Here is a 13,782-nt window from a genome sequence, read left to right as displayed (position 1 = left end):
TTCACAGTTTTTCAGTTATGCAATCAATTCTTTTGAATAAAGAAAACTGATCTTGCTATTTTCATTAAAATAAATGCCTGAAGTATCATTCAATTCTTCAATATCATTGGTATCATCAATATCGTCAGTAGTGTCATCATAAGCGAAAACATAAAATAATATGCCCAGTATGATGATAGCGATTAAGAGAATCCAGGGCCAAACCGGTTTTTTCTTTTCAACTTTAATTTCTGCCATAATTTTAGTTTTTGGTTAGACTCTTAAAATTAAATAATCCTGACCTTTAACATAGCTAAGATTACCCCAAACAATTGTTAATTAGATCATAAGCAAAAAAAAGTGGTTCTGGTAAATATCATTTTTAGAAAAGGATTTTAAAGAATTCAAGTGAAAAAAATAGAATTCTGCTAAAAGAAAAAAGTGAAACTTTTCAATTTCCCTTTTGGTAATCTATTTCCTTTTCCGATAATTTTTATCATCGAATTCCTTCTTGTTATAGAAATCTTCATCCTCCTTATGATCTCTTCTGCCTGCGGAAGTATCTGTCTGAGACCGGGAAGTGCCGTGACCTGAACCTTTGTCTTTGTTACTCGTAAAACTTGTCTTCTGAGTATTTTTAGGATTAAAATCATCTTTAATTTCACCCTTTTCACCAGGTTTTTTATGAGTAGGCTCGTTACGAGAAACATCTGAATTTTTTAAGTTTGTTTCCCGATCCTCCCGGATTTTAGTAGCGGTATCATCGTTAAATTCTGCCTGACTCCGATCGTCTCTGTGTTTATCATCTGAAGAAATAGCGCCTCTGTTATAAGAAGCTAAAACAACTTCTTCGTATTCCCGGTCTATATTAGCACCTTTCTTTTTTCTTTTAGTTTCGGCAAAAGTTCTATGATTCACTTTATCTGTATAAATAAATTTATCATCTTCATTTAGCCGTACAAGACCAATAGGAATTATAAGATGTTCTTCACCATCTTTATTCACGAATTCATGTACTCCTTCATTTGCAGAAGACCTGTAGGGATCGTGATTTGCTTCAATAATACTTTTGTCTACTTCTACATCCAGGTAAACAACACGTTCTGTATTTTTATTTACAAGAAGATTATCCACTTTCCCTATCACGCGCTGGTCTACATCTTTTACTTTCCAACCACGAACATCTGGATCCTCACTTGAAACTTTATAATCCGAAAGTTCGTTTAGATAGAACAAATGTTTATCTCTACTTCTGTTATTATTATCATTACTTGCCATAATCTCTTTAATTTTTTAATTAGCTCATTTTCATATTCTGTACTACATCGCCGGCTTCTTTATAAAAAGAATTAACTGCGTCCTTTTGATCGAGGGTAGGAGTTGATGGCTCAATACTTTCTAATGCGGTTCTTACTTCCTGAACATCCTGTGATATGTCTGGGAATTTTTCTTCCTGCATTTTCTCCATCAGGTCCACTATCTTACCACCAACATCATTAATTGTATTAGCGTGAGTAAGCTTCTGTGGGTCCTCTTTAATATCTCTAACATCATCTTTTAACTCCTGAATTTCAATTTCAGTATCTATATTAGCTTCTTCTGATCTGTTTTCAAGAGCATTGATGAGATAGATTAAGGCCTCACTACTATATTCATGGTCAATTCCCATTTTTTCGCGGTCACCAATATGGGTAAGGTATTTAGAGACACTTTCATCTCCGGAAAGGTTATCATCTTCCCAACGTGCAGTTTCAGTATCTTCTTCTTCCTCGGTTTCCATAGGTGTTGCAACCTGTTCGGTGTTTTCCTCTTCATTAAAATCATCATCGTCGTCACCGTTATCGGCGATTACAAAATATACTATTACTGCAAGGATTATTAGACCAAGGAGAATCCAGGGCCAAATAGGTTTTTTCTTTTCAATTTTAATTTCTGCCATAATTCTAGTTTTCTGGTTAGATTCTTAAAGTTAAATAATCTACTTCTTAATAATACTAAGGTTAGCCCAAACTATTGTTAATTAGGTCATAATCAAAAAAGGCATCCCAATGGAATGCCTTTTTAAAAAGAATATTTAATAAATTTTATTTCAGAAGATCTTTGAGTCGGTTCCAGGCTTTATCGTGTGCTTCTTTATTTGCTTTTTCGGCATCGGTTTGGTGTCCACTTCTCATAAAAGCGTGACCGGCGCCTTCGTAGATTTCATATTTATATGTCTTGCCGGCTTCTTTCATCATTTTTTCACTCGCCTCAATGGTAGAATTTACCCTATTATCATCACCGCCGTAATAGCCATAAACAGGAGCCGACATATTAACAATTGCTTCTGCATCTTCAGGACCGGTTCCGTAGAAAACGTGTGCGGAAGAGATATCCTGGTTGTTGGTAGCATACCTAAAAGTTTGCGAGCCACCCCAGCAAAACCCAACTACAGCAACTTCTCCGGTTGATGCGGAATCCTCCTTAATATAGTTGAAGGCAGCATCAAGATCTGCAGTTACCTGTTCTGGGTCTAAGGCATAAATGGCATCTCTTGCAGCATCAGGATTTTCAAAATCTGTGGTTCGACGTTTACCTTGTGTATTTGAAATCAGATCTGGAGCGATCACCAAATAGCCGGCTTCAGCAAGTTTATCGGCAAACAACCTTGCCCAATCATTTAAACCACGGTTTTCGTGAATTACAATTACAGATTTTGTAGCCTCATTAGTTTCAGGATAGGCTACAAAAGCCTGAAATTCCCTCTCACCGTGAGATATAGTAACCCATTCGTGATGTCTTGGAGAATCAGAAAGTTCTTCGGCTTCAGTTTTTTGAGCTATTGTCGTATCAGCTTCAACTTGCGCTTCTTCTTTATTAGACCCTTTTTTATCATTTTTATTTCCGCAGGAAAAAAGGGAGAACGCAAAGAAAAACAGCAGCAATATGTGGTTTAAATGTTTCATAACTATAAAATTTTAATTGAATATTCTTTCAATTTTCTATCTGAAAACTCCTGAAGGAAAAACTACAACACTTTCGTGACCGTCTTTTCCTACTGTAGCAACTCCAAAGAAGAAATTATCTATAACAATTCCATCAAGAGTGAATTCATTTACGTCACCTACAAAACGGGAATATTGCCACTGCGCTTCAGTAGTTTCTCTCCAGTAAATTTTATAGCCGGCGATATCAGCTTCAACTTTATCCCATCTTAATTTTGCTGAAGGTTCTACAATTCCTCCAATTTCAACATTCTCAGGTGCCGGTGGAGCCCAGGCAAGGCTAGCCATATTTATAGCATTTACTGCGGTAAGTTTTTCAGCATAATCAAAATTAACACCTTCTATAACATCGCCATATTCAATACCGTTTTCGGTTCTAATATCCTGGTGTTGTCGGTTATAATTTTCGTGCGCTTCCATAATCCTGATTCCGGCGAAGCCAAGATCGTTGAATGGCCTGTGGTGACCCCCACGACCAAAACGGTCTAAACGATAGATCATCATCGGGTTCATTTCTGGCATATAGGTTTCGGTAGTTTTATGTACATAACGAGCAAGTTGTCGTGAAATTCCATCTACTTCACCGCCGTAAAATCTACGCATTGTTCTTTCTCTTTCAGATTCATTTGGAGGAACGGGTTCGGAAAATATTCTAAAAGTTCGGTTATCAATTACGCCATCTACACCTTCAATATTCCCAATCATATCATTATTCAAAACTCCAATAATCTCCCAATTGTTTTCTTTAGCATATTCGGCCAGTCCTTTTCCTCCAAAAAGACCTTGCTCTTCTCCAGAAAGTCCAACATATACCACGCTGCTTTCAAATTCATATTGAGATAAAACCCTGGCGGCTTCCATAGCACCAGCCATACCGCTGGCATTATCGTTGGCACCGGGCGCATCGGTTTCAAAATCCATAGTATTGCTGGCGCGGGAATCTATATCGCCGCTCATAATAATATAGCGGTTTGGATATTTGGTTCCTCTTTGTACCGCAACCACATTTACCACCCAGGCATCATGTGGTATGCGTTCCCCATCCTCTGTAGTAACAAAGTCTTTTTGGTAAAAAACATCAAGACAATTATCGCAATTATTAGATATATTATCGAATTCAGATTTTATCCATCTACGTGCGGCACCTATTCCACGGGTGTCAGAAATTGTATCACTAAATGTATTCCTTGTTCCAAAACCGGCAAGTTTCCTAATATCGGCTTCAATCCTATCTGCAGAAATGCTATCTATTATTTCGTAAATACGCTCATCGGTTTGCGCATTTGTTTGTTGAAAAATGAGTCCCGAAAATAGGAGTAGGGCAAGACTGGGTATATTTCTAATCATAAAATTATTTTTTTAAGCTTCTAAAATACCTAATGTTTGGGTGATTTCACAATTAAATACGCTTTAGAAGTAATATGAAACAAAAAAATCCCGACAAATAATGCCGGGATTTTAAATCACATTCTAATTAACTACAATTTAGCTTGCTTTCATATTATGAATTTCAGCTTTTGCTTCGTGTGCTTTTTGGTCAGCTTTTGAGTTAGAAAGGCTGGCTTTAGTTTTGTTCTTTAAAGCATCAACTTTGTGGCTTAAAGAGTCAGAAAATTCATTGAATTTTCCTTTAGTTCCTTGTATAGCTTCGTTGCTTGAATCTGAAATCGCCTTTCTGGTATCTGCACCTTTTTTAGGGGCAAATAATAGTCCTAAGGCCGCTCCTGCAGCTGCTCCTGATATTAATCCTAATAACATTTTTCCTGATTTCATCGATCTAAGTTTTTAAGTTTTGGTTCGTATTTTTGTTTAATGTAAAATTAGATCATAATCACGCCGTTACCATATTTTTGAAGTTAAGTTATGCATAAACTTTCTTAGAAAATGTCAAGGAATTTAACAGTTTAAAGGCTTATGAATTTTCAGCAAACTTTTTAAGTATATCCCTTACCTTTAAAGTGTCTTCAACATAATAACGTGCACTGGTTTTTTTCATTCCAACTTTAACCGTAAAAGAATTTTCTGGAAGTTCCTCAAACATATATTCATCTGTCCAGTCGTCTCCAATGGCAAAGATGAAATCGTAATCTTTGCCTACCAGTTTTTTATTGGAAGCTTTTCCTTTATTTACTCCGCTACTTTTTATTTCCAGTACTTTATTTCCTTCAAGAACGCTAAGTCCGCGATTTGAGATTAATTCTTTTAAAACATTTGAAAGCTCATTGGCCCTTATTTCACCAAGTTCGGGATCGGCTTTTCTATAATGCCAGGCTAGTGAATAGTTTTTATCTTCTATAAATGTACCGGGCGTTCTATCTACAAAAGTTTCAATTACCGGGCGCACCGCACTCATCCAATCGTTATTCACGTTTTCTGAAAGTTCCCATTCGCTATCTTTTTGGCGCATCCAAACCCCGTGTTCTGAAATAAGTTCTACAGGAATTTCCTGCCACCACGCACCAAGGGTGTCTTTATCCCTACCACTAATAAGAACTACATCTGTATTTGCTGATTGATTTAATTTGTGAACTAAATCTATTAATTCCTGGTCTGGTTTTGCTTTTTCGGGCTTATCGGTAAAGTTTACTAATGTACCGTCGTAGTCCAGGAATAGGATTCGGTTCTTCGCATTTTTAAATTTCTCCAGAATTTCATCTGAAACTTTAGAGGAAATTCTTCTCGCTTTAAACGCATCTCTATCCTGACTCGTTTCATGTAAGGCTTTCATAAAATCGTTTGCCCATTTTTCTACACTATAGCGTTTCAGTCGCTTTTGAAGTATTTTATTGCGCTGCTTTTGTTCTTCTTCAGGCATTTCAATTGCCTGGATTAAAGTTTCGGAAATCTGCTCAAAATTATTCGGATTAATAATTAACGCCTCGTTCATCTCGTGTGCGGCACCAGCCATTTCACTTAAAATAAGTACTCCGGTTTGATTTATTCTTGTAGCCACAAATTCTTTGGCAACCAGGTTCATCCCGTCCCTAATTGGTGTTAATAGTGCAATATCACAACTCGTATAAAGGTCAATTAAATTTTCAAAAGGCATAGAGCGGTAAAAATACCAGATAGGCGTCCAGCTCACGGTAGAGAATTTACCGTTTATTCTTCCAACTAATTCATCTATTTCCCTTTTTAAACGTTGATATTGCGGCACGTTAGATCTTGATGGTACGGCAAGCATCACCAATCTTACTTTTTCAATGAATTCTGGATGGTTATCAAGAAAATATTCAAAAGCCCTAATTCTATTGGCGATACCTTTTGTATAATCCAGGCGGTCTATACTTAGAATAAGTTTAGCTTCAGGGGTTTCATTGGTATGATGGTCTAACCTGCGCTGTAACTCGGTACGTTGCTCTTCGGTATTTTTAAAATGATTTAAAGCGGCGTCTTCAAATTTGTTATAATCTATTCCCATTGGGAAAGAATCTACTTTTACAATTCTCTCGGGCAGGGTAATTTCATTAAAACTTACCTGGTGACGTAAAATTCGACTTACAGAACTTAAAAAATGTCTTTCATAATCGTAGGTATGGAAACCAATTAGATCTGCACCCAATACTCCTTTTAAAACTTCATCCCGCCAGGGCAGGGTTCTAAAAACCTCGTAAGAAGGAAATGGAATATGATTAAAAAAGCCAATAATGGCTTCAGGCTGTTGTTCCCTAATCATATTTGGGACTAAAAGTAATTGATAATCGTGTACCCAAATGTGATCGCCATCTTCATAATGTTTCAGAACTTCTTCGGCATATTTTTTATTTACGCTTTTATAAATTTCCCAATGATCTTTATCGGCTTCGGTATATTCCATAAAATAATGGAAAAGCGGCCATATGGTACGATTACTAAACCCGTAATAAAATCCTTCAATTTCTTCTTCACTAAGATTTACAGCAACACAATCTTCTTTTCGGGCTTTTTCCTTAACATCTTCTAAAAGATTTTCCGGAATTTCCTCTTCGGTAAGTCCGCTCCAACCAATCCAAATACTATCACCATCCTTATGGAATGATTTTAAGCCTGTTGCGAGCCCACCTACGCTTGGCGTAACTTCAAGATTATTATTTTCTAGGTTAATTTGTAATGGCAATCGGTTGGAAATTATTATTGTCTTACTCATAATTATATGTGAATGCTGTTGTTGCGAAATTGATTTTTATTAAATTTCCGAAAATCATTTTACACGACAAGTCTTTTTAAAGAATTTTAAGAGTATATGGAGAATTTAGATTACGGAATTATAGGGAATTGTAAGAGTGCTGCGCTAATATCAAAAACAGGTTCGTTAGAATGGTGTTGTTTGCCAAATTTTGCATCGGCTGCGGTTTTTGCAAAACTACTTGATGAGAAAAAGGGAGGAAGTTTTGAAATTATAGTAGACGATTCTTATAAAATAACCCAGGAATATCTTTGGGAAACCAATATTTTAAATACCGAATTTACCGATGGAACAAACTCTTTTCAGGTTATAGATTTTATGCCCCGTTATCCTCGGGAAGATGGTTCTTTTTACGCCCCGCCAGATGTAATAAGGTTTATAAGATTAATTAGCGGAAAGCCTAAGTTTAAAGTAAAATATGATCCTCGTTTAGATTTTGCCCGTGAAAAAACCTACAATGAATTTAAAGGAAATTATATAAAAAGTTTTACCAAAGAAGGTAAATACGATTCCCTTTTTCTATACTCGAATTTGGATCTTAACGATGTTTTAGAAGGTAAAGAACTGGAATTAACCGGAAACGCATATTTTTTACTTGGTTACCATGAAAAGCTTATTACCCAGTCTTTAGATCGCTCTTATTTAAAATTTCAGCGTACCAAAACCTATTGGATGAATTGGAGCGCAAAGACTACCCGCTATACGCATTACGAAAATGAAATAATGCGTAGTGCTTTGGTTTTAAAATGCCTTAGTTACAAAAAATCTGGTGCGGTTTTAGCCGCAGCCACCACTTCTTTGCCCGAAACAATTGGCGAAGAACGCAACTGGGATTACCGTTTCTGCTGGATTCGTGATGCTTCTATGGTAATTAAAGTAATGGCAGGCCTTGGCCATATAAAATCGGCTAAAGATTTTCTTCAATTTATCATAGATATTATCCCCGATAAAGATGAAAAGATCCAGATTATGTACGGAATTAATGGTGAAAAAGAGCTTACCGAGCATATTTTAGATCACTTATCTGGTTATAAGGATTCCCATCCTGTAAGAACCGGAAATGCCGCCTATATTCAGAAGCAGAACGATATCTACGGAATTTTGATGGAGGTGATCTATCAGCAGTTTAATCAGTTTGAGACTTCTTTAGAAAATTCTGAAGAACTCTGGACCGTGGTGCGCGGAATTGTAAAAATTGTAGAAGAAAACTGGCAAAAACCAGATAAAGGAATTTGGGAATTACGTACCGAAGACCGGCATTTTGTGTTTTCAAAACTACTTTGCTGGGTGGCGATAGACAGAGCCATAAAAATTGGTGAAGTTTTGAGAATGGGTATTAATGATACGCATTGGAAATCTCTACGAGCTGAAATTTATAACGATATTTACAATAACGGCTGGAATGAAGAAGTGCAAGCTTATACCCAATATTATGGTTCTAAAGATTTAGATGCTTCTACCTTATTAATGGAACAATATGGATTTATTGAAGCCAAAGATCCTCGCTTTGTAAGTACGGTACACGCCACTGAAAAGGAATTATGTAAAGACGGGTTAATGTACCGTTATAAAAATAAGGATGATTTTGGAGAACCAACTTCTTCTTTTACGATTTGTACGTTTTGGTTAATTGATAGTCTTTTCAAAATAGGAGAGAAGAAGAAAGCCAAACAAATGTTTGATCAGTTACTTTCTTACAGTAATCACTTAGGCTTGTTTAGTGAAGACATAGATTTTGAAACCAAAAGGTTGCTGGGTAATTTCCCTCAAGCCTATTCTCATTTAGCTTTAATAGAAACCGCTGCCAATTTTAGTTTGGGGACAACCTCTGAAGAAACCTGGCTTAGCGAGTTTTAATTCTCATCTTGCTTATTATCTTCTTTATTAATTTGCACGCGACTTTTAGGGAGGCTCTCGGGATAATTTTCTTTTAGAAAATCTATGAGTTTCTCCCTAATAAATACGCGTAAATCAAAAGCGGTTGGAGAATCTTTAGCGCTTACCAAAATCCTTATTTCCATAGACCTATCGGTAGCATCAGTTACCTGTACTACTTTAGCTTGTTTATCCCAAAGCGGGGTCGTTTCCAGTAACCTATCCAGTTCTTCTCTAATCTTTTCAACAGGAACGGTATAATCTGTATACAAAAACACGGTTCCTAATAAATCGGCAGAATTCTTGGTCCAGTTTTGAAAAGGTGTTTCAATAAAATAAGTAGAAGGCACTACCAGTCTCCTTTTGTCCCAAACTTTAATTACCACGTAAGTGAGCGTAATTTCTTCAATCCAACCCCATTCGCCTTCAACAATTACTGCATCCTGCAGCCTTATTGGTTGAGTAAAAGCAATTTGAATTCCCGCGAGTAGCGTTCCAATAGCTTTTTGTGCCGAAAAACCTATAATAATCCCTGCAATTCCTGCTGAAGTTAATACACTTACCCCAACCGAGCGTATGCTTTCAAAACTCATGAGAGCAATTCCTATGGCCAGAATAACGATAATAAAAATGATAATATTTTCAAGGATATTAAACTGAGTATAAATTTTCCTCGCTTTTAAATTATCAGATGTGTTTACGTCATACCGTTTCAGCATTCGGTTTTTAAGAATTTTTAGCGTTAAAATAATTAACCAGGTAACACTTAAAATTATTCCCAGGGTACTTATGGGTTGAAGAAGATTGTATGTATATTCGTAAATAAAAATCTTACTTAGCAGGGCAACTTTCAAAATTAAAGCAGCCAGAAGTATTAATAATGGAACCCAAACCCTTTGTGCAAAATTTACCGGTAGTATGTTTCGGGGATCTTTGCCTATTTTCTTCAGGATATAAAACGCTATTAAGAAGCAAACAAGCAGGCTAATTACACCTGCAAGAATATATCTAAACGTTAAAGGGTCTAAGCTCATAAGTAATTATTTATTGGCTTTTTTAGAATCTTCGGCTGTAAAATGAGGTTTTTTTAATTCAACACGTGATCTGCTAAAGTATATGCCTTCTTCCAATTCTTTAATATAGGCTACCATTTCTTCTCTTAACTTGCAATGAAGTTCCCAGGCGATGGTGGCAGTTTTGGCACTGCAAATGGCTCTAAGTTTTAGCGATTTTTCGGTCATTTCGGTGACCTGCAGCATTGGTGGATGTTCTTCGTCCCATTCTTCAGAGTTCTCAACTAATTCTTTAAATTTCGTTCTAAGTTTATCTACATCTACCCGGTAATCTACATAAAATTCAATTTCATTTATGGAATGCGGACTTGTAATAGAAAGATTTTCGAAAGTATCAGAAATCACTGTTTTGAGAGGAACAATTAAGCGTCTAAGGTCCCAGGTTCTCACAATCATATAAGTAAACCTAATATCCTCGACATAACCCCAGCGATCATCTATAATCACCGTGTCCCCAATTCTTGCCGGTTTGGTGAGTGCTATTTGAATTCCTGCAATAATATTTCCTAAAGTGCTTTGTGCCGCTATACCTAAAATTATGGTGGCTAATCCTGCGGAAGCCAGCATAGAAATCCCCAGCTTCTCTAAAGATCGAAATTGAGAAAGGATAATTGCTGTACCCACAATTACCACGGTAAAAGTTAAAATTCTCCTGGCCACAGATAAATAGGTGAAAAGTTGTCTTGATTCGTGACTGTTTTCTGAAGTAACATCGCCTATTTTATTTTCGGCAACATAACGCATTGCAAAATCCAGAATTCGCATAAAAAACCAGGTTATTGAAGCAATAACCACTGCGAGTAAAAGAGCATAAACTGTACTCGAAAAAGCACCAGAATAAGAAATGAGATTATTAAGAGTAATATAGAAAAACAAAACCCCCGTAGCTAAAGCCGCAGGAAGACCCAACCTTTTAGATAAAGCCAGGATAAGTGGTTTGGTAAAAGATTTTGCAATTTTTCTAATTAATAAAATAACCACTCTTCCCAAAAGGTAGGAAACTATTAATAACAAAATGGTTAAAACGGGTTTCCATAGGGGCACAGTTCCAATTTGTGCCTGGGACCAGTTGGGCATATGCCGGTCTAAAAAGGTGGGACCGTAAACTTGGTAAAGCTCTTCCGTATTTTCTACAGTATTTGCTGAAATTAACCAAAAAGCTCCGTAATCTTGGTATTTTACTCTTTGTAGCCTAAAAATAATATCGCGGTCTTCTATGCTTGCTTCACCAAAAACCACGCTTCTTCTGGGTTCCCCTGCAACTGCCTGGTTGGTGGTGGTTCTAATATCTACCTGCCCATCGGGGCGGTCGGGTAAGCCATGCCAATCTATTGCTACCCGTTGATCCATCACAAAATAAAGCTTTTGAGCTATATCTATTGCCTCTTTCTCACTTATAGTATTAGGCATTAAATTGAGGTTTAGAGCATAGGCAGCATCTTTAAAATTTTTATTTCTGCAGCTAATTACAAAATGCTCTAAAGTAGCTTGCGGAGTTTGTAAATTGAATCTATTGGGGGGAGAACCAAGCGGATTATTTAACCTGGTTATTGAATAATAAGCTTCATTATAATCTTTTAAACTATTAGGCAAATAATTAGAATCAGTAGAATCTGCTATTTTTTCTTCGGAAGGAAGTTCATCTTCAGTGCTAGTGGAATCTTGTTGGGAGGCAAAGCCTGAAGTCTGGATCCAAAAGACACAGAAAGAACTTAACAATAGCAATCTAATACGGTTTATCATACCTCTAATTATTGAAAATTATGCGAAATTTATCGTTGGAATAATTTTAAAATTAAGGAATAAAAAAAGACCGTCTAAATTTGACGGCCTTTTTACAATAGATTTAATAGAAATTATTAGAAACAATATTTATTTTCTGAAGTAAGTTTTTCCGCAATAGTGTTTCTTAATTCTACCACATTTGGCATCCTGTCATATTTAGTGAAACGCTTAAGTCCCATAAGCATCATACGTTGCTCATCACCTTCAGCAAAAGAAGCGATTCCCTCTTTGGCTTTTTGGTTTACAATATCTACAGCGTGGTATAAATATAATTTAGCCATAGCAATTTGTTCTTTCTGCGAGTCTTCACCAAAACGATTTACATTCTTTTCGGCTCTTAAAATACCAGATTCAGCCATATAAGCTTCAATAAGAATATCTGAAGCGGCCATTAGTAATTGCTGGTGTTCTTCCAGATCCTGACCGAATTTTTGAACAGCGCTTCCGGCTACCATTAAGAAAACTTTTTTCAGTTTCTTGATCATATCCTTTTCTTCAGCGAATAATTCATTAAAATCTGGTTTATCCATAGACGGGATTCCCGTAAGTTCTTCGCCCACTGCCTGTGCTGGACCTAAAAGATCTACGTGGCCTTTCATCGCCTTTTTAATCAGCATTCCAACCGCCAACATTCGGTTAATCTCGTTGGTTCCCTCATAAATTCTGGCAATTCTGGCATCTCTCCACGCAGATTCCATAGGCGTATCTGCTGAAAAGCCCATACCGCCTAAGACCTGTATGCCTTCGTCGCTACAATTCTGAACATCTTCAGAACAAGCAACTTTTAGAATAGAACATTCTATTGCATATTCCTCAAAAGTCTTTAATTCAGCATCTGAATGCGATTCTCCGGCTTCCAGTCGAAGATTAATTCTATCTTCAATATTTTTAGCAGCGCGGTAACTTGCAGCTTCTCCAACCCAGGCCGAAGTAGCCATTTCGGCAAGTTTAGATTTTATAGCACCAAATTTTGCAATTGGAGTTTTAAACTGAACCCTATCATTCGCATATTTCACTGCAACATCTGTCACTCTACGCTGTGCTTCTAAAGAAGCTGCGGCAAGTTTAATTCGACCAACGTTTAAGGCATTCATCGCGATCTTAAATCCGTTTCCTCTTTCTGAAAGCATATTTTCAGCAGGTACCACAGTATCGTTAAAGAATACTTGACGGGTAGAGGAGGCGTGGATTCCCAGTTTCTTTTCTTCCTCACCAAAAGTGATTCCGTTAGGATTCTCTTTATCGTATTCTACAATGAAACCGGTGATATTTTTATCATCCTGAATTCTTGCAAAAACGATAAAAACACTTGCAAATCCCGCATTGGAAATCCACATTTTTTGTCCATTTATCTTATAGCTCTTTCCATCTTCGGTAAGCTCAGCTTTTGTTTTCCCTGAATTTGCATCACTTCCCGCTCCCGGCTCGGTAAGACAATATGCGCCGAACCATTCTCCCGTAGCTAACTTCGGAATATATTTTTTACGCTGATCTTCATTCCCGTAAAGTAAGATTGGCAAAGTTCCAATTCCCGTGTGGGCACCAAAAGCGGTTGCGATAGATCCGGTTGCTCCTGAAATATAATCGCAAACCAACATTGTTGAAACAAAGCCCATTCCGAGGCCATCGTATTTCTCGGGTACAGCAACACCTAAGAAGCCAAGTTCTCCTGCTTTGCCCATTACCTCTTCGGTAAGCGCGTAATTTTTCTTTTCAAATTCTTCTTTTTTCGGCCAGATCTCTCTGTCTACAAACTCCTTAACCGAATCGCGCATCATTTTTTGCTCCTCTGTAAAATCTTCTGGAGTAAATACATCTTCTGCTTTGGTTTCCTTTACCAGGAACTGCCCACCGCGTAGAAGTTCTTTTTTATTTTCTGTTGTTTCCATGCTATTATTTTGAATTTTGAATTATAAAATTT

At 36.9% G+C, this 13,782-nt stretch carries 11 protein-coding genes; 1 reads left to right on the top strand and 10 read right to left on the bottom strand.

Annotation, left to right across the window (positions count from 1 at the left end):
* Positions 1–15 precede the first annotated feature (15 nt).
* From BM084_RS11475 to BM084_RS11445, 7 genes are all read right to left on the bottom strand, one after another.
* Complete coding sequence (locus BM084_RS11475) at positions 16–237, bottom strand: hypothetical protein (protein ID WP_093304844.1); 222 nt, start codon at positions 235–237, stop codon at positions 16–18.
* A gap of 213 nt (positions 238–450) precedes the next feature.
* Entirely contained in the window at positions 451–1,257 is an 807-nt protein-coding gene (locus BM084_RS19030) for a PRC-barrel domain-containing protein (protein WP_143083652.1), read from the bottom strand.
* Positions 1,258–1,276: 19 nt separating this feature from the next.
* The gene (locus tag BM084_RS11465; protein WP_093304842.1) at positions 1,277–1,918 is read right to left on the bottom strand and encodes a hypothetical protein; all 642 of its coding nucleotides are present in this window, start codon (positions 1,916–1,918) and stop codon (positions 1,277–1,279) included.
* A 145-nt stretch (positions 1,919–2,063) separates the two neighbouring features.
* Positions 2,064–2,924 (bottom strand): dienelactone hydrolase family protein, encoded by an 861-nt coding sequence (locus BM084_RS11460; protein ID WP_093304841.1) that lies wholly within the window; start codon positions 2,922–2,924, stop codon positions 2,064–2,066.
* Positions 2,925–2,960: 36 nt separating this feature from the next.
* Positions 2,961–4,310: a M28 family metallopeptidase gene (locus BM084_RS11455; RefSeq protein WP_093304839.1), complete on the bottom strand. Its 1,350-nt coding sequence runs from the start codon at positions 4,308–4,310 to the stop codon at positions 2,961–2,963.
* 138 nt (positions 4,311–4,448) lie between these two features.
* Positions 4,449–4,736 carry a YtxH domain-containing protein gene (locus tag BM084_RS11450; RefSeq protein ID WP_075327262.1) on the bottom strand — a complete coding sequence of 96 codons (288 nt, stop codon included), beginning with the start codon at positions 4,734–4,736 and terminating at the stop codon, positions 4,449–4,451.
* A 139-nt stretch (positions 4,737–4,875) separates the two neighbouring features.
* Positions 4,876–7,089: a bifunctional alpha,alpha-trehalose-phosphate synthase (UDP-forming)/trehalose-phosphatase gene (locus BM084_RS11445; protein WP_093304837.1), complete on the bottom strand. Its 2,214-nt coding sequence runs from the start codon at positions 7,087–7,089 to the stop codon at positions 4,876–4,878.
* Positions 7,090–7,185: 96 nt separating this feature from the next.
* Between BM084_RS11445 and BM084_RS11440 the strand changes: the two genes are divergently transcribed.
* Positions 7,186–8,985 (top strand): glycoside hydrolase family 15 protein, encoded by a 1,800-nt coding sequence (locus tag BM084_RS11440; protein WP_093304835.1) that lies wholly within the window; start codon positions 7,186–7,188, stop codon positions 8,983–8,985.
* Here the strand turns inward: BM084_RS11440 and BM084_RS11435 are convergent.
* From BM084_RS11435 to BM084_RS11425, 3 genes are all read right to left on the bottom strand, one after another.
* Positions 8,982–10,037: a mechanosensitive ion channel family protein gene (locus BM084_RS11435; protein WP_093304833.1), complete on the bottom strand. Its 1,056-nt coding sequence runs from the start codon at positions 10,035–10,037 to the stop codon at positions 8,982–8,984. The two genes, BM084_RS11440 and BM084_RS11435, sit on opposite strands and share 4 nt — an antisense overlap.
* Positions 10,038–10,043: 6 nt before the next feature.
* Entirely contained in the window at positions 10,044–11,819 is a 1,776-nt protein-coding gene (locus BM084_RS11430; protein ID WP_093304831.1) for a mechanosensitive ion channel family protein, read from the bottom strand.
* Positions 11,820–11,935: 116 nt separating this feature from the next.
* Complete coding sequence (locus BM084_RS11425) at positions 11,936–13,750, bottom strand: acyl-CoA dehydrogenase family protein (RefSeq protein ID WP_093304829.1); 1,815 nt, start codon at positions 13,748–13,750, stop codon at positions 11,936–11,938.
* Positions 13,751–13,782 lie beyond the last annotated feature (32 nt).

It is taken from the genome of Salegentibacter agarivorans (assembly GCF_900113135.1).
Taxonomy (GTDB): domain Bacteria; phylum Bacteroidota; class Bacteroidia; order Flavobacteriales; family Flavobacteriaceae; genus Salegentibacter; species Salegentibacter agarivorans.
The sequence above is the reverse complement of the archived record's forward strand: the minus strand, read 5'-3'. Positions and strand labels throughout refer to the sequence as shown.